We start from the raw sequence: 16,459 nt of genomic DNA, 5'->3' as shown, positions 1-16,459 counted from the left end.
CTTACGCTGATGCGCCGCAAAGGTCAAGGCGAGACGCCGGACGACAAGATTGGACGGAGACAAGTTACCGCTGGACGTACCTCAAGGTCCATCACTGTGGGGTTTCGGAGTCCTGTTGGGACCGATTCGGAGGCATTCCTGAGGCAATCTTGGCCAAATCTCGATCATGCGCCGGAGGCCTCCTCCACGACGCGCGCCCACCGCTCCAGGAGAGCCTGGGCGGAGTCGACGTCCCGCGCCTCGGCCCACAGGTCGGTGACCGGCTCGGTGGCGGCCGGGATGATCAGCACCCAGCTCCGGTCGTCAAGCACCACGCGCACCCCGTCGGTGGTCTCGTAGTGCAGCCCCTGCTCCTCCGCCGCCTCGATGAGCGAGCGCATGACCAGGCCCTTGGCCGCCCACGGGGTGGGTACGGCGCGGCGCAGCAGCCGGGCCTGCGGGATGCGGGCGTCGATCTGGCTGAGCGAGAGCCTCGTCCTGGCCACCAGCCCCAGCAGCCGCATGAAGGCCGCCAGGCCGTCGACCGTGGGCGCGAACTCGGGCACCACGAAGCCGCCCCTCCCGTCGCCCGCGAAGATCATCTCCTCCTCGGCCGCCGCCGACGTCAGCGCGTCCTGCGCCGTGGAGGTCCACTCGACCTGCACGCCGTGGAAGCGGCAGACCTGCTCGGCCACGCGCGTGGTGGTGACGGGCAGCGCCACCCGCCCGCCCCTGCGCTCGGCCGCCACCAGGTCGAGCACCACGAGCAGGGCCCGCTCCTCGCTGATCAGCTGGCCCTTCTCGTCGACCAGGGCGATGCGCTCGCCGACCGGGTCGAAGCGCACCCCGAAGTGGGCGCGTGAGGAGCCCACGAGCTCCGACAATCGCTGCAGGTCGCGCCGCCGCTCGGCCAGGGTCTCGGTGGGCGAGGCCTCGTCGAGGCGGGCGTTGACGGTCAGGACCTCCAGCCCGACGCGGCCCAGCAGGGTCGGCATGACCAGCGAGGAGGTGCCGCCGGCGCAGTCGACCACGACCTTGAGGTCGTCGGCGCCGCGCATGTCGACGCAACGCAGCAGCTCGTGGGCGTAGTCCTCGATGGCGCGCGCCGGATAGGACAGCTCGGCGATCTCGCCGGGGAAGGCGCGGCGGAACTCCTGGCGGGAGTAGACGCGCTCCAGCTTGCGCTGCGTGGCCGGGGCCAGGTCGGCGCCCTCGGAGTCGAGGAAGACGATGTCGACGCTCTGCGGGTCGCCCGCCGTGGTGCGCAGGGCGATGCCGCCGCTGGTGGGCTTGCGCGAGGTGTAGAAGCGCGTCACCGGCAGCGGCGCGGCCTCCAGGTCGATGACGTTGATGGCACTGGCCGTCAGGGCGCTGATAACCGCCCTCTTCAGCGCGCTGGCCGCCCGGGAGGCGTCACGGGAGGTGACGACCGACTCGCCCTTCTTCAGGGTGGTGGCGTAGGCGCTGGCCAGCCGTACGCACAGCTCGGGGGTGATCTCGACGTTGACCAGCCCGCTGATGCCGCGACGGCCGAACAGGCTCGCCTGGCCGCGCGACTCCCAGATGACGCTGGTGTTGACCACCGCGCCCGCCTCGACGGTCTTGAACGGGTAGATCTTGACCCCGCTGGAGACGTACGCCTCCGCGCCGATGACGCACTCGTCACCGATGACGGCGTTCTCCTCGATGCGCGCGCCCGTCATCACGTCGGTGCTCTTGCCGATGACGCATCCGCGCAGGTTCGTGCCCGGCCCGAGGTAGACGTTGTCGTGCACCACCGCCCGGTGCAGGAACGCGCCCTCGCGCACGACGGCGTTGTCGCCCAGCACGGTGTATTCGCGTAACTCGGCACCCGCCTCCACCTTGGCGTAGTCGCCGATCAGCAGCGGGCCCTTGAGCACGGCCTCAGGGTCGACGGCGGCGGTCTCGGCCACCCAGACGCCCGGCGACAGCTCGAAGCCGCCGATGTCGAGCTTGACCCGCCCGGCCAGCGCGTCGGCCTGGGCCTTGAGGTAGCTCTCGTGCGTGCCGACGTCCTCCCAGTAGCCGTCGGCGACATAGCCGTACAGCGGGGCGCCGCGCTCCAGGAGCTTGGGGAAGACGTCGGCGGCCCAGTCGACGGCCTGGCCGTCGGCCACCTCGTCGAGGATCTCCGGCTCCATGACGTAGATGCCGGTGTTGACGGTGTCGGAGAAGACCTGGCCCCAGGTGGGCTTCTCCAGGAACCGCTGGATGCGCCCCGCCTCGTCGACGATGATGATGCCGAACTCCAGCGGGTTGGGCACCCGCTTGAGCCCGATGGTGACCAGCGCGGAGTTCGCGCGGTGGAAGCGGATCATGTCCGACAGGTCGACGTCGGTGAGGGCGTCGCCGGAGATGACCAGGAAGCTGTCGTCGCGTAAGCGGCTGGCGGCGTTCTTCACGCTGCCGGCCGTACCGAGGGGCAGGTCCTCGGTGGCGTAGTGGAGGGTCATGCCCAGCTCGTCGCCGTCGCCGAAGTAGGAGCGCACCAGGGCGGCCAGGAACTGCACGGTGACGACGGTCTCGGTCAGCCCGTGCCGCTTGAGCAGGCGCAGCACGTGTTCCATGATCGGGCGGTTGACGACGGGAAGCAGCGGTTTGGGCTGGTTGGCGGTCATCGGACGCAGCCGAGTGCCTTCCCCGCCCGCCATGACGACCGCCTTCACCCGATCACTCCTTCGTGTTCTGGACGGCTTTCGCGGCGCCTACGAGCTGTCGTACCTGTACCACATACAGCAGCCCCGCCCACCAGTACAGGCCCACGCCCCAGACGGTGAAGGCCCAGCCGACGACGCGGCAGAACTCGGCGTACCACGCGCCGGTGTGCGAGGCGAGGAACAGCAGCGGGAAGGCGTACATGAGGTTGGCCATCGCCGCCTTGCCCAGGAAGTGCACCTGGAGGGCGCGGTAGCCGTACTTGCGCAGGATCGGGGCGAAGCTCGCCACGAACAGCTCCCTGCCCAGGATGATCGCCACCAGCCACCACGGGATGACCTCACGCAGCGCCAGCCCGAGGATGGTGGCGAAGACGTAGAGCTTGTCGGCGGCCGGGTCGATGATGCGGCCCAGGCGGCTGGTCTGGTTGAACGCGCGCGCGATCTTGCCGTCGAGCCAGTCGGTGAACGCCGCGGCGATCAGCAGGGCGATCGCCCAGCCGTCGGCCTTGGGGCCCAGCACCAGCCACAGGAAGACCGGGACGCCGAGCAACCTGAGGAAGCTCAGGATGTTCGGAATGGTCCACACGCGATCCTCGGCCGAAATCTCACTCACGGCTTCGACCCTACTGCGTGGGAACCCCAGGTCGAGGTGGCCGGGGTTGCCTAACCGGCGATCACCACGTTCAATATCACTCGACCGAACGCGGGAGCCCGGCGAACCGGGCTGAGAGGACGGCTGTGACGGCCGCCGACCGCTTGAACCTGATCCGGGTAATGCCGGCGAAGGGAGTTTGCGCGATGGGTGACGCGCGTTTTTCGAAGATCCACATCGATGGGGTGCCGATGCGCCGGGTGCGCCTGTCCAACGGTGCCCACCTCGACCTGTACGACACCTCGGGTCCCGCCGGCCACGACCTCGCCGTGGGGCTGCCGCGCCTGCGGGAGGAGTGGATCCTGGAGCGCGGCGACGTCGCCCGCTACGGCGGCCGGCAGGTCAGGCTGATCGACGACGGCTTCAAGGACCAGGACGCGTGGGCCCGCCGCGGCGCCGAGGTCTTCCCCTCCGGCGGACGCGGGCCGCTGCGCGCGGTGGGCGCGCCCGTCACGCAGGTCGCCTACGCCAGGCGCGGGCGGATCACCCGGGAGATGGAGTTCGTGGCGATCCGGGAGGGCCTCAGCCCCGAGTTCGTGCGCGACGAGGTGGCCTCGGGGCGCGCCATCATCCCGGCGAACGTCAACCACCCGGAGTCGGAGCCGATGATCATCGGCCGCAACTTCCTCGTCAAGATCAACGCCAACATCGGCACCTCCGCTGTTTCGTCCAGCGTCTCCGAGGAGGTGGAGAAGATGACGTGGGCCACCCGGTGGGGCGCCGACACCGTGATGGACCTGTCGACCGGCCGCGACATCCACACCACCCGCGAGTGGATCATCCGCAACTCCCCGGTGCCGATCGGCACCGTCCCGATCTACCAGGCCCTGGAGAAGGCCGGTGGCGACCCCGCGGCCCTGTCGTGGGAGCTCTACCGCGACACCCTCGTCGAGCAGTGCGAGCAGGGCGTCGACTACGTCACCGTGCACGCCGGGGTACGGCTGGCGTACGTGCCGCTGACCGCCCGCCGTACGACCGGCATCGTCTCGCGCGGCGGCTCGATCATGGCCGCCTGGTGCCTGGCCCACCACCGCGAGTCGTTCCTGTACGAGCACTTCGAGGAGATGTGCGAACTGCTGGCCTCCTACGACGTGGCCTTCTCCCTCGGCGACGGCCTGCGGCCCGGCTCGATCGCCGACGCCAACGACGAGGCGCAGCTCGCCGAGCTGCGCACCCTCGGCGAGCTCACCGCCGTGGCGCACGCCCACGACGTGCAGGTCATGATCGAGGGGCCGGGTCACGTGCCGATGCACAAGATCAAGGAGAACGTGGAGCTGCAGCGCGAGCTGTGCGCCGACACGCCCTTCTACACCCTGGGGCCGCTGGTCACCGACATCGCGCCGGGCTACGACCACATCACCTCGGGCATCGGCGCGGCCATGATCGGCTGGTACGGCACCGCGATGCTCTGCTACGTCACCCCGAAGGAGCACCTGGGGTTGCCCGGCAAGGACGACGTCAAGACCGGGGTGATCACCTACAAGATCGCCGCCCATGCGGCCGACCTGGCCAAGGGGCATCCCCGGGCGCAGGAGCGGGACGACGCGCTGTCGCGGGCACGCTTCGAGTTCCGCTGGCAGGACCAGTTCGACCTGTCGCTCGACCCGGACACCGCGCGCGCCTTCCACGACGAGACGCTGCCCGCCGAGCCGGCCAAGACGGCCCACTTCTGCTCGATGTGCGGGCCGAAGTTCTGCTCCATGAGGATCACCCAGGACGTGCGGCGTTACGCCGAGGAGCACGGCCTCAGTGACGCCGAGGCCCTGGCGGGCGGCATGCGCGACAAGGCGGCGCAGTTCGCCGCGAGCGGCGGGCGGCTCTACCTCGACCTGACACCCGCGGGCGGGCCTCCGCCAGACACGACCGCCGCAGGACGGCCTGGTCCAGGCGCGGCCACCACCGGCAAGCACCCCCAGGACGCGACCGCGTCCGGCAAGCACCCTGAGGACGCGATCGCCGCGGACCCGCCTTCCACGGCCAGGCCTCCGCTGGCCTGACCCCCCGGACTGGGCCCGGCTTCGAACCCTCCCCCAGCGGAGCCGGGTCCTGCGCACCCCCGCCCGCGGTGCGGCCAGGGGGCCCGACGGGGGCCGGGCTCTCAGGCCGCGCCGCGGGCGGCGGCGACGAAGGCGCGGATCAGGGCGCTGTCCTTGACGCCTCTCGACACCTCCACCCCGCTGGAGACGTCGACGCCCCACGGCCGCGCGGCGGCCACGGCCTCGGCCACGTTGGTGGGGGTGAGGCCGCCGGCCAGCAGCCACGTGCCGGTGGCGCGGTCGCGGACCGCCGCCCAGTCCCACGGCTCGCCGGATCCCGCGCGCGGGGCGTCGACCAGCAGCAGGTCTTCGCCGAAGGCGCCGCACCGCAGGTCGGCGTCGAACGGCACCGCCCGCAGCAGGGGCAGGCCGAGGTCCTTCAGGTCGATGAAGTCCTGGTGCGGGTGACGGCCGTGGAGCTGGATCGCCCGCACCCCCGACGCGCGAGCCGCCTGCCGTACCTCGTCGGGGCTCTCGCCGTGGAAGACGCCGACGGTCAGCACGTGGCCGGGCACCAGCGCGGCCAGCTCGGCGGCCCGCTCGGGGTCGACGCGCCGGGGGCTGGCGGTCAGCATGAAGCCGATGGCGTCGGCGCCCGCCTCGACGGCGGCCTCGATGTGCTCGGGCTCGCGCAGCCCGCAGATCTTCACGAACACGCTGCCAGCCTATCCGAGGGGCCACTGAAATTTTCATAGATCATCAGCGGGGACGAGCAGCACGAGGGCCGTCTTCGTGACACATGAGCCAGACGGGCTTAGAAACTTTCGTAGCGATGACGAATATTTCAGCCCGAGGAGGCGGCGCGATGCGCGCATCTCTGACCACGGCCCTGATCGCCCTGGTGACCCTGGTGGCCGGATGGCTCGCCTTGGCACCACCGGCCTATTCCGCCCAGCTCACCGAGGTGACCGGCTTCGGGACGAACCCCACCAACCTCCGCATGCACCTGTACGTCCCCGACGGCGTGCCCGCCCGCCCGGCGCTCCTGCTCGCCAACCACTACTGCACCGGCTCCGGCCCCGCCTTCCACTCGGGCACCGAGTTCGCGGCGCTCGCCGACCGGCACAAGTTCATCGTCATCTACCCCAGCGTCACGCGCAGCAGCCTGTGCTGGGACGTCTCCTCGCCCCAGGCTCTCACCCACAACGGCGGCAGCGACCCGGTCGGCCTGGTGTCGATGGTCCGCCACGTGCAGCAGACCTACGGCGCCGACCCCGCCCGCACCTACGTCACCGGCGCCTCCAGCGGCGGCATGATGACCAACGTCCTGCTCGGCGCCTACCCCGACGTCTTCAAGGGCGGAGCGAGCTTCATGGGCGTGCCGTTCGGCTGCTTCGCCACCACCGACGGCTCCATGTGGAACAGCACCTGCTCCAGCGGCCAGCTCATCAAGACCCCGCAGCAGTGGGGCGACCTGGTCCGCGCCGCCTACCCCGGCTACACCGGGGCGCGCCCCCGCATGCAGATCTGGCACGGCACCGAGGACTCCACCCTGCGCTACCCGAACTTCGGCGAGCAGATCAAGCAGTGGACCAACGTGCACGGCCTCGGCCAGACCCCCGCGCTGACCGACCGGCCCGCCGCCAACCAGACCAGGACCAGGTACGGCTCGGCGGGCGGGCAGGCGCCCGTCGAGGCGGTCAGCCTCCAGGGCGTCGGCCACAACCTGCCCCAGGCGGGCCAGGCCGCCGAGGTGATCCGTTTCCTCGGCCTCGACGGCGGCACCCAGCCCAGCCCCACGACCAGCCCGTCCCCCAGCGTCACCCCCACGGTCACACCCACGCCCACCGTCACACCCACGTCAGGGGGCCCGTGCCGGGTCGCCTACACCGTCAACGCCTGGAACACCGGCCTGACCGCCGAGGTCACCGTCACCAACACCGGCTCCACCGCCGTCAACGGGTGGGCGCTGGCCTTCGCCCTGCCGTCAGGGCAGAACGTGACCAACGCCTGGAACGCCACCGTCTCCCCCGCCACCGGCCAGGTCACCGCCAGGAACGTGTCCTACAACGCCGCCATCGCCCCCGGCGGCTCGGTCTCCTTCGGCTTCCAGGCCACCCACACGGGCAACACCGGCAAGCCCCCGTCGTTCGCCCTGAACGGCTCGGCCTGCTCCTGACGCTCAGCGCCTGGCCGCGGCCCTGGGCGACCAGGACCACACCAGCAGCACCAGGATGAGACCGAACAGCAGCACCCCGTTCGGCACGTGCACGTTGAGCCCGATGCCGAGCACGAAGTGCTGGGCGATGCCCAGCAGGAACAGGCCGAGGCTGGCCAGGGCCGGCCAGCCCGCGCCACGGCCCGGCCGCCAGTACAGGACGGCGGCGATGAGCTGCACCAGACCGACCAGGTGGGCGACCATGCCCACCATCACGTGCGGCTCGGCGGCGGCCTGGTCGACGCTGAGCACGAACTCCGAGTCGTACGTGAGCGCGCGCCCGGCCATCGACGCGGCGACCAGCAGGGTCACGCCGTGGATGAGGATCAGGACGCGCAGGGTGTAGACGAGGCCGCCCGCGACCGGCCTGGCCGCCGCGACAGGGGCAACGGTGTGCATGTGGATCCTTCCGATAGAACGTCAGGTCCACATGGTGCTGCGCGTGCCCGCCCAAGGTCGTCCGCCTGCCGGGTGAGTGGCGACTACACCGGCAGGCGGATGTCTCACGCCCTCCTGCGTACGGGACGGAAGTCGGCGTCGACCAGGCCCATCCGGAAGGCCAGCACGGCCGCCTGGGTGCGGTTGCGCAGGCCGAGCTTGTCCATGGCGGCGCCGACGTGGGACTTGACGGTCGTCACCCCGACGTGGAGCCGGTCGGCGATCTCCGCGTTGGACAGGCCCGCCCCGACCAGGGTCAGCACGTCGACCTCGCGATCGGTCAGCGAGGAGGGCACGGCCAGGCCCGCGACCTCCTCGGCGGCCACCGCCCGCTCCACCACCCGCCGCAGCACGCTCGGGGCCAGCAGCTGCTCGCCCATCGCCGCCCGGCGCACCGCCTCGACCATGAGCTCCGGCTCGTCGTCCTTGACGAGGAAGCCGACCGCTCCCATACGTAGCGCGGCGTAGACGTTGGAGTCTTCGGCGAAGGTGGTCAGCACCACGATGCGGGCGCCGGGCCGGGCGGCCAGGATGCGCCTGCTGGCCTCCAGTCCGTCGAGTCGCGGCATGCGCAGGTCCATGAGGATGACGTCGGGCAGGTGCTGCTCGGCGTGCCGTACGGCCTCGGCTCCGTCCTGCGCCTCGGCGACCACCTCCATGCCGGCGGCCTGGAGCAGCATGCGGACCCCGGCGCGCACGAGCGCCTGGTCGTCGGCGATGAGGACACGGATCATGAGCCACCCTCCGGTAGCAGGGCGCGGGTCATGAGCCACCCTCCGGTAGCAGAGCGCGGGTCATGAGCCACCCACCGGTGGCAGAGCCGCGCTCATGAGCCGCTCACCGGCAGGAGGGCCGACAGGCGCCAGCCGCCGTGCTCGTCGGGTCCCGCGGTCAGGGTGCCGCCCAAGGCTCTGGCTCGCTCGCGCATCCCGGCCAGGCCCTGTCCCGAGGAGGGCAGCACCGAGCCCGGCTCGGGCGCCGCACCCGCGCCAGAGGTCGCGAGCCGTACGGACGACGACGCCCAACCGTCGGAGCCCTCCGCCGCGGGACCACCGGAAGGTGCGGCCTCGTCGTCCGGACGGTCGCGGACGGCCTCCCCGGCGAGCCGCCCGCCGGAACGGTCGCGAGAAGCCTCCGCCACCGGACGCCCGGCGGCACGGTCGCGTGCGGCATCGCCCACAGGACGTCCCGCGGAGCGGTCGCGGGCGGCCTCCGACCCGGGACGGGCGGTCGCGGCACGGTCGCGTGCCGCGTCGCCCACCGGACGCCCGGCGGAGCGGTCGCGGGCGGCCTCTACGGCGGGGCGGGGGGTGGGTGGGCGGTCGTTGGCGACCTCCACGTCGAGTCCCTTGTCGGTCGCGGCGACCCTGACCCGCACGCGGGTGCCAGGACCGGCGTGTTTGAGCACGTTGGTGAGCCCTTCCTGCACGATGCGCGCCGCCGAGGCGCGGGTGACGAGCGGCGCGTCGGCGGTGGCCGGGTCGAGGTCGAGGTCGACGAGCAGCCCCGCGGCGCCGACGCGCTCGGCCGACTCGCGTACCACCTCGGCCGGGTCGGCGGTCAGCTCGGGCGCCCCGCCGGGGTCGCGCAGCAGCGCGAGCAGCCCCCGCAGGTCCTGCAGCACCTGGTGGCCGGTGTCGCGGATGTCGGTGAGCGCCTCGCCGACCGGCCCGTCGGGCATGGCGTAGCGGGCGGCGTTGGCGCGCAGCACCATCGCCCCGACGTGGTGGGCGACGATGTCGTGCACCTCGCGGGCGATGCGCTCGCGTTCGGCGAGCTGGTCGGCGCGCAGCCGGGCGACGGCCAGCTGCTCGCTCTCGCGTACGCGGGCGCGCTCGGAGTCGGCCGCGACCTGGCGGGCGGCCAGGTAGCGGCCGATGGCGATGGGCGCGACGCTCAGCGCCATCAGGGTGAAGACGCGGGTGGGCGTGATGTCGGTGTTCTGGCTGACGACGCTGACGGCCGCGAGCCCGGAGCCCGCCAGGTAGACCAGGACCGTCCAGGTCCACGAGGTCACCCGCATGGCGAAGATCGCGATCGAGACCTCGACCAGGATGGTGAGCGTGCTGGTGGCGGCGGGGAAGGAGTCGTCGGAGACGACCAGCAGCGCCCCCTCGGCCATGAAGATCAGCCCGGGCAGCCGCCGGGCCAGCCCGAGCGCGGATCCGGCGACGACGACGAACATGCCGCTGATCCACACGTGGGAGAAGCCGTCGTGCCAGTAACGCCAGGTGCCGAGCACGGCGAGGGCGACGCCGCCTCCGGCGAGCAGGGCGTCGGCGGTGAAGTCGAGCTCGCGCAGGCGCGCGGCTGGGCGGCGGAGGTAGAGGCCGACGACGGCGGGCAGCAGCGGGATGCCGACGGTGAAGATCCACGTCCCGGCGGTGAGCGCGAGGCCGGGATCGGCCAGGTTCATCGCGGTCGCCACGAAGGCGGCGGGCAGGACGACGGCCAGGCCGCGCCATCCGCGCTGGTGGCCGGTCATGACGATGGCGACGCACAGCAGGAGCTGGGCGGTGTTGGCGGTGAACGAGCCGATCTGGTCGGTGAAGATCGCCAGTCCGGCGAGATACAGGCCGACGGGGGTAGGGAAATGTCGCAGCAACGCCATAGGCGCGCCCACCAGGACCGCGAAGAGCACGACGATCCAGGTCTGGCCGGGCACGGCGGATTTGCCCGACAGCAGGAGGTCGAGGCCGATCGCGGCCGCTCCGAGCAGCAGGTCAAGCCGCCATCCACGCCATTTCACGCACCCAAGGTAGCCGGATCCGCGAGCGGTTCCGATCCTTCGAGCGGACGAGCGTGCCTCCTCCTTCTGGCCGGAAAAAAGGCCGGAAGACAGATCAACAACCCCAGGAGCCCCCTCTACTCTCTTGCCATGGCAAACGACGCAGGGCTGTTCTTCGGGGAGTTCGTTCGCTCCCCCGCGACGATCGGCGCCCTGGCGCCGAGCTCCCCCCGCCTGGCCGACGCCGTCTGCAAGCCCGTCCCCGAGCGTGGCGAGCCCGTGGTGGTGGAGCTGGGTCCGGGAACGGGCGCGTTCACCGCCGAGATCCAGCGGCGCCTGGGCGGTCGTGGCCACCATGTGGCCGTCGAGCTCAACGAGCGCCTGGCGGGCCGCCTGGCCGACCGGTATCCGGCCGTCGACCTGGTGCAGGGTGACGCCGCCGAGTTGCCCTCCGTCCTGGCCGAGCGCGGGCTGCCGCACGCCGATGTGATCGTCAGCGGCCTGCCGTGGGCCTCCTTCCCGCTGGAGGTGCAGCACCGGCTCATGGAGGCGGTGACGACCTGCCTGGTGCCGGGCGGGGCCTTCACGACCTTCTCCTACATCCACGCCATCCCGCTCCCGTCGGCCAAGCGGTTCCGCGCGCTGCTGGCCGAGCGGTTCGAAGAGGTCGTGGCCAGCAGGACGGTGTGGGGCAACCCGCCGCCCGCGTTCGTCTTCCACGCGCGAAGGCCCAGAATGTCGTTCTAGTATGCGCGCATGGACTTCACACTCCCGGACAGCGCCCTGGCCGTCCAGCGCGGCATAGCCGACATCTGCTCCCGTTACGACCTGGAGTACTGGCAACGCTGCGAGTCCGACAAGCGCTGGCCCGAGGAGGTCTGGGCCGACCTGGCCAAGGGCGGCTGGCTGGGCCTGGCCGTCCCCGAAGAGTACGGCGGAGGCGGCCAGGGGCTGCTGGAGCTGGCCGTGGCCACCGAGACCCTCTCCGCCTCCGGCGCGGCGGGCGGCTCGGCCTTCACGTACGTGCTCACGCCGGGGTTCGGCGCCATGACCTTGGACAGGCACGGTACGGCCGAGCAGAAGGCGTCGCTGCTGCCGCACCTGGCGACCGGTGAGATGGAGACCTGCTTCGCCCTGACCGAGCCCGACGCGGGCTCCAACTCCCTGGCGATCACCACCCACGCGCGCCGCGACGGCTCCGAATACGTGATCAACGGCCAGAAGATCTGGATCACCGGCGTGCAGCGCGCCACCTGGATGCTCCTGGTCACCAGGACCGTCCCGGCCGCGGAGGCCAAGCCCCGCACCCACGGCATGACGGTCTTCCTGGTCAACGTCCCGGAGGCGGTCGCCGCCGGGCAACTGTCGTTCCAGCCGATCCCCAAGATGGGTGCCAACACCACGCCCTCCAACATGGTCTTCCTCGACGACCTGCGCGTGCCCGCCGCCAACGTCGTCGGCGAGGTCGACCAGGGCGCCGTCGTTCTGTGGGACATCCTCAACCCCGAGCGGGTCCTGCTGGCCGCCTCCGCCCTGGGAGGGGCCGAGGTCGCGCTGCGGGTGGCGGTCGCCTACGCCAAGGAGCGTGAGGTCTTCGGCCGCCCGATCGGCGCCAACCAGGCTGTGTCCTTCCCGCTCGCCCAGGTCAAGGCGAAGATCGAGCTGGCCAGGCTGATGCTGTACAAGGCCGCCTGGTCCTTCGACCGTCAGCTTCCCTGCGGCACCGAGGCCAACATCGCCAAGCTCACCGCCTCGCAGGCGGCCTGGGAGGCGGCCGACGCCGCCTTCCAGACCCACGGCGGGATGGCCTACTCCCTGGAGTACCCCGTCGCGCGCCTGCTGGCCGACGCCCGCATCGGCAAGGTGGCCCCGGTCACCGAGGAACTGCTGCTGAACTACCTGGCCACCCAGGTGCTCGGGTTGCCGCGCAGCTTCTAGCGGCCACCTACGCGGCGGGCGGGTCAGAATCGAGGCGGGCGCTTCTCGCGCAGCGCGCGCACGCCTTCGGCGACGTCGGGGCCGGTGAATCCGAGGAACTCCATCGCCAGGGAGGCGTCGAAGCTCGGCCCGGCCAGCCGCAGCCAGTTGTTGAGCGCGTACTTCGTCAGCCTGATCGCCTCGGCCGACCCCCGCGCCAGCCGTAGGGCCAGTTCCAGGGCTTTGGCGTCGACCTGGTCGTCGTCGACGCACAGGCTCACCAGGCCCATCGCCTCGGCCTGCTCGCCGGTGACGGGCTCGCACAGCAGCAGGTGGTACTTGGCCTTGGCCATGCCGCACAAGAGCGGCCAGATGATCGCCGCGTGGTCGCCCGCCGCCACGCCGAGGCGGGTGTGGCCGTCGATGACGCGTGCCGTACGGCCGGCCACGGAGATGTCGGCGAGCAGCGCGACCGCCAGGCCCGCGCCCACCGCGGGCCCCTCGATGGCGGAGACGATCGGCTTGGAGCAGTTGAGCACGTTGTAGACGATGTCGCGCGCCTCGGTGAAGATCCGCATGCGGACCGCGTGGTCGCGCATCATCTCCTCGATCATCGCCAGGTCGCCGCCCGCGGAGAAGGCGCCGCCCTCGCCGCGGATCACCACGGCGCGCACGGAGTCGTCGGCGTCGACCTCGCGCCAGATCTCGGCCAGTTCGCGGTGGCCGTCCATGTCGACCGCGTTGAGCTTGCCCGGCGTGCTCAGCGTCAGGCGCAGCACGCCCTCGGCGGGAGTGTCGCGCTTCACAGCGCCTCCTGAAGGCGGGCCGCCACGTATTCGCGGGCCTGCGCCGCCTGGTCGAAGAAGCCGGGCAGGGCGTAGAAGCTGTGCACCGCGCCCTCGAACCTGCGCACCTCGACGGGGACGCCCGCCTCGGCCAGCCGCGCGCCGTACATCTCGCCCTCGTCGCGCAGCACGTCGCACTCGGCGGTCACCACCGTGGCGGGAGGCAGCCCCGCGAAGTCCTTCAGCCGCAGCGGCGACAGGCGCGGGTCGTCGGGGTCGGCGCCGGCGGCGTACTGCCGGGCGAACCAGGCCATCTCGGCGGCGTCGAGGCCGAAGCCCGTGGCGTAGTCGCGATAGCTGGCGGTCTCCATGGCGACGTCGGTGACCGGGTAGATCAGCACCTGGTGGGCCAGCTGCAGTCCCGCGTCGCGCGCCTGCCAGGCGGCGACGGCCGCCAGGTTGCCGCCCGCGCTGTCGCCCACCACGGCCACGCTGCCGTTGCCCTGGTAGAAGGCGGGGCGGGCGAAGATGTCGCGCACCACGCTCCACGCGTCGTCGGCCGCCGCGGGGAAGGGGTGCTCGGGGGCCAGCCGGTAGTCGACGGAGACCACCACCGCCCCGGTGCGCAGGGCCAGGTCGCGGCCGAGCGCGTCGTTGCGTTTGACGCTGCCGAACACCCAGCCGCCGCCGTGGAAGTAGACCACCACGGGGCGGGCGTCCTGCTCGGCGTCGGCGCGGTAGATGCGGATCGGCACCTGCTCGGCCACCTCGTCGCGCACCGAGAAGATCCGTGGCTTGGGCCCGCGCTGGAGGGCGAAACCGTCCTGCGCGCGCATCCGCTGGATGGCGTCGAGATCGAGCGTGGCCGGATCGACACCCAGATCCGACGGGTAGCTCGCGACGAAGGCCGCTGCCTGTGGGTGCATGGCCACGAATCTAGCGGGCGGCTTCGACGAGGTGTTCCACCAGCTTGTCGCCGGGGCCGCGCTCCGGGTGCCACTGCACGCCCACGCCGAAGCGGTGGCCCTGCAGCTCGATGCCCTCCACGATCTGGTCGTCGGCCCAGGCCACCGCCAGCAGGCCGTTGCCCAGGCGCTTGACCGACTGGTCGTGCGGGGAGACGACCTCGATGCGGTCGCCCACCGCCTTGCCCAGCCTGCTGGAGACGCTCACCTGGATGACGTGCGCGTGACCGGCCTCGGCGTGCCGGTCGTGGTCGACCACGTCTGGCAGCCACGGGATCAGCGAGCCGCCCTGCGCCACGTTGAGCACGTGCATGCCCCGCCCGACCGCCAGGATCGGCACGTCGGCCTGGACGGCGGCGCGGGCCAGGGCGAGCTCGAAACGGTCGCGCAGCGGCTGCGGCTCCCGCACCCGCTCGTCGGGTTCCTCGCCGTAGGCGTCGGGGCCGACCTCGACCCCTCCGGCCAGGATGAGCCCGCGCAGGCCGCGCACGTAGTCGTCGACGGCGTTCACGTTGATCGGCGGCAGGATCACCGGCGCGCCGCCGGCACGCTCGACCGCCTTGGCGTAGGCGGGTGGAGACAGGACCGCCTCGCGCACCCAGGTGTCCCACCTGGCTGCTTCGAAATAGGCGGTGATTCCGATCAACGGTCGGGACATACGTTCTCCAGAGGACCATGGCTGGGGCCACCGGTCCCCATCATGTCGCACTCTATTTCTGTTATGTCATCAAACCCAGGTATCACTTCCGTTCCGCCGTGCGAGGCGCGCGTTGACCGGGTGTAGACCTGGCGTTGACCGGCACGCGGATGCTGGGGTTCATGGAACGGATCGCCGCCCTGGTGGGCTTCGCGGCCGGCGGGCCCTTCGACACCGCCGTCATGGTGACCGGCTGGGGAGGGTTCGTCCAGGTCTTCGGCGACTTCAGCGCGGGCTGCCACCTCGCGCACGCCGTCTACGGCTACTTCCTCAACGGCGGATCCAGCTGCTACGTCGTCAGAGTCGGCTCGGAGGACGCCGCGCGCGCCCTGGACGCCGCCCCCGAGGCGGAGACGGTGGCCGCGCCCGACCTGGCGCGGATGCGCGGCGCGCAGGAGGCCATCGCCGCGCACTGCGCGGCCACCGGCCGCACCGCCCTGCTCGACCCGCCGCGCGGCCTGCCGCCCGCCCGGCTCGGCCAGTGGCGGGCGGGACTCGACAGCGAGCGGGTGCGGGTGTGCTACCCATGGATCTCGGTGCTCGACCCCGCCTCGGGCACGGGGCGCTCGATGCCCTCCAGCGGGCACGTGGCGGGTGTCATGGCCCGGTCCGGGGCGCTGCGGCCGGGAGCGGCCGTGCGCGGCGCGATCTCCGTCGAGCACAGGGTGGGCCCGGCCGAGCAGGAGCGGCTGGCGGCCGAAGGGGTCATCTGCCTGGGTCCGTTGCCGGGTCGCGGCATCCGGATCACGAACCCTCCAGCGACGCCAGCGCCCGCTCGTAACGACGGCGCGCCGCGGCCAGCCCCAGCTGGTCGCCGCGGCGCCGGTTCCCCTCGATGAGCAGCCGCCACGCGCCGTCGTGGTAGCGGTCGAGCTCCAGCCCGCGGGTGGCGGCCTCCACCGCCGCGGCCGGCTCGCCCCGCTCCAGCTCGGCCGCCGCGAGCCGTACCGCCGCGGTGGCCGCCTGGTGGCGCAGCATCGAGCGTTCCTGCACCACCCATTCGGCGGGACCGTCCTGCGGCAGCAGGTCGCCGCCGTACAGCTCCACGGCCACCCGGTGGTGCCCTGCCTTGATCGCGGCGCGGAACAGCGCCACGTCGCAGCCGCCGCCCTCGGGCAGGACCAGCCGGTAGGCCTCCCCCACCCGGTCCACCAGCGGGTGCCCGGCGTGCGCGGTCAGGTAGCCGCGCAGGCTGGAGACCGCGACGTGCAGCCCCCGCCGCGCGGTCGCGGCGCGCTCCTGCGGCCACAGGGCGTCGACCACGCTCTCGCGGTGCACCGGCCGCCCCGCGTGCATGGCCAGCAGCCGCAACAAGGTCCTGGCCCTGCGGCGTACCGGTGACAGCTCCACCGGTACGCCGTCGACCTCGATCGTGAAATCAGCGAAGCACCTGACGAACAGTGTCATGTGCCTGAGATCCACAGCC

15 protein-coding genes and 1 riboswitch are annotated in these 16,459 nt (G+C 71.9%); of the genes, 5 read left to right on the top strand and 10 right to left on the bottom strand.

The genetic code is table 11. The features are described 5' to 3' along the window. Positions 1–164: 164 nt before the first annotated feature. Both HNR30_RS11865 and clsA read right to left on the bottom strand, forming a co-directional pair. Positions 165–2,666, bottom strand: a complete 2,502-nt coding sequence (locus HNR30_RS11865; RefSeq protein ID WP_181609806.1) for a mannose-1-phosphate guanyltransferase — start codon at positions 2,664–2,666, stop codon at positions 165–167. 4 nt (positions 2,667–2,670) lie between these two features. Beyond that, on the bottom strand, positions 2,671–3,270 hold the full coding sequence (gene clsA, locus HNR30_RS11860; protein ID WP_181609805.1) for a cardiolipin synthase ClsA: 600 nt from the start codon (positions 3,268–3,270) through the stop codon (positions 2,671–2,673). 80 nt (positions 3,271–3,350) lie between these two features. Further along, positions 3,351–3,463, top strand: a riboswitch (TPP riboswitch). On the opposite strand from clsA, the gene thiC reads away from it, so the two are divergent. Then, positions 3,456–5,306: a phosphomethylpyrimidine synthase ThiC gene (gene thiC / locus HNR30_RS11855; protein WP_281389583.1), complete on the top strand. Its 1,851-nt coding sequence runs from the start codon at positions 3,456–3,458 to the stop codon at positions 5,304–5,306. It overlaps the preceding riboswitch by 8 nt. 101 nt (positions 5,307–5,407) lie before the next feature. Here the strand turns inward: thiC and HNR30_RS11850 are convergent, their stop codons facing one another. Further along, entirely contained in the window at positions 5,408–6,001 is a 594-nt protein-coding gene (locus HNR30_RS11850) for a phosphoribosylanthranilate isomerase (protein WP_181609803.1), read from the bottom strand. A gap of 149 nt (positions 6,002–6,150) precedes the next feature. Between HNR30_RS11850 and HNR30_RS11845 the strand changes: the two genes are divergently transcribed. Beyond that, a complete protein-coding gene (locus tag HNR30_RS11845) occupies positions 6,151–7,464 on the top strand; it encodes an extracellular catalytic domain type 1 short-chain-length polyhydroxyalkanoate depolymerase (protein WP_181609802.1) in 1,314 nt (437 codons plus the stop codon). A 3-nt stretch (positions 7,465–7,467) separates the two neighbouring features. Here HNR30_RS11845 and HNR30_RS11840 read toward each other — a convergent pair whose 3' ends face one another. From HNR30_RS11840 to HNR30_RS11830, 3 genes are all read right to left on the bottom strand, one after another. Beyond that, complete coding sequence (locus tag HNR30_RS11840) at positions 7,468–7,902, bottom strand: hypothetical protein (protein ID WP_181609801.1); 435 nt, start codon at positions 7,900–7,902, stop codon at positions 7,468–7,470. Between the two features lie 104 nt (positions 7,903–8,006). Further along, the gene (locus tag HNR30_RS11835) at positions 8,007–8,675 is read right to left on the bottom strand and encodes a response regulator (RefSeq protein WP_181609800.1); all 669 of its coding nucleotides are present in this window, start codon (positions 8,673–8,675) and stop codon (positions 8,007–8,009) included. Positions 8,676–8,767: 92 nt separating this feature from the next. After that, positions 8,768–10,690, bottom strand: coding sequence for a sensor histidine kinase (locus HNR30_RS11830; RefSeq protein WP_312894361.1), 1,923 nt, complete (start codon positions 10,688–10,690; stop codon positions 8,768–8,770). A gap of 129 nt (positions 10,691–10,819) precedes the next feature. Between HNR30_RS11830 and HNR30_RS11825 the strand changes: the two genes are divergently transcribed. Together HNR30_RS11825 and HNR30_RS11820 are read left to right on the top strand one after the other, a co-directional pair. Beyond that, the gene (locus HNR30_RS11825) at positions 10,820–11,416 is read left to right on the top strand and encodes a class I SAM-dependent methyltransferase (protein WP_181609799.1); all 597 of its coding nucleotides are present in this window, start codon (positions 10,820–10,822) and stop codon (positions 11,414–11,416) included. Between the two features lie 9 nt (positions 11,417–11,425). Continuing rightward, positions 11,426–12,607 carry an acyl-CoA dehydrogenase family protein gene (locus tag HNR30_RS11820; protein ID WP_181609798.1) on the top strand — a complete coding sequence of 394 codons (1,182 nt, stop codon included), beginning with the start codon at positions 11,426–11,428 and terminating at the stop codon, positions 12,605–12,607. Between the two features lie 23 nt (positions 12,608–12,630). Here HNR30_RS11820 and HNR30_RS11815 read toward each other — a convergent pair whose 3' ends face one another. From HNR30_RS11815 to HNR30_RS11805, 3 genes are read right to left on the bottom strand one after another with little or no spacing between them, the layout of a single operon-like run. After that, entirely contained in the window at positions 12,631–13,392 is a 762-nt protein-coding gene (locus HNR30_RS11815; RefSeq protein WP_312894360.1) for an enoyl-CoA hydratase/isomerase family protein, read from the bottom strand. Continuing rightward, entirely contained in the window at positions 13,389–14,297 is a 909-nt protein-coding gene (locus HNR30_RS11810; protein ID WP_220133415.1) for an alpha/beta hydrolase, read from the bottom strand. The genes HNR30_RS11815 and HNR30_RS11810 overlap by 4 nt, the downstream gene beginning before the upstream one ends. 10 nt (positions 14,298–14,307) lie before the next feature. After that, positions 14,308–14,994, bottom strand: coding sequence for a gamma-glutamyl-gamma-aminobutyrate hydrolase family protein (locus tag HNR30_RS11805; RefSeq protein ID WP_181609796.1), 687 nt, complete (start codon positions 14,992–14,994; stop codon positions 14,308–14,310). Between the two features lie 161 nt (positions 14,995–15,155). Here HNR30_RS11805 and HNR30_RS11800 point away from each other — a divergent pair, with 161 nt between their 5' ends. Continuing rightward, complete coding sequence (locus HNR30_RS11800; protein WP_181609795.1) at positions 15,156–15,872, top strand: phage tail sheath subtilisin-like domain-containing protein; 717 nt, start codon at positions 15,156–15,158, stop codon at positions 15,870–15,872. Here the strand turns inward: HNR30_RS11800 and HNR30_RS11795 are convergent. Beyond that, on the bottom strand, positions 15,778–16,440 hold the full coding sequence (locus HNR30_RS11795; protein ID WP_181609794.1) for an AfsR/SARP family transcriptional regulator: 663 nt from the start codon (positions 16,438–16,440) through the stop codon (positions 15,778–15,780). The genes HNR30_RS11800 and HNR30_RS11795 overlap by 95 nt on opposite strands. Between the last annotated feature and the right edge of the window lie 19 nt (positions 16,441–16,459).

This window comes from Nonomuraea soli (assembly GCF_013761175.1).
Taxonomy (GTDB): Bacteria; Actinomycetota; Actinomycetes; order Streptosporangiales; family Streptosporangiaceae; genus Nonomuraea; species Nonomuraea soli.
This window is presented reverse-complemented; position numbering and strand designations above follow the sequence as displayed.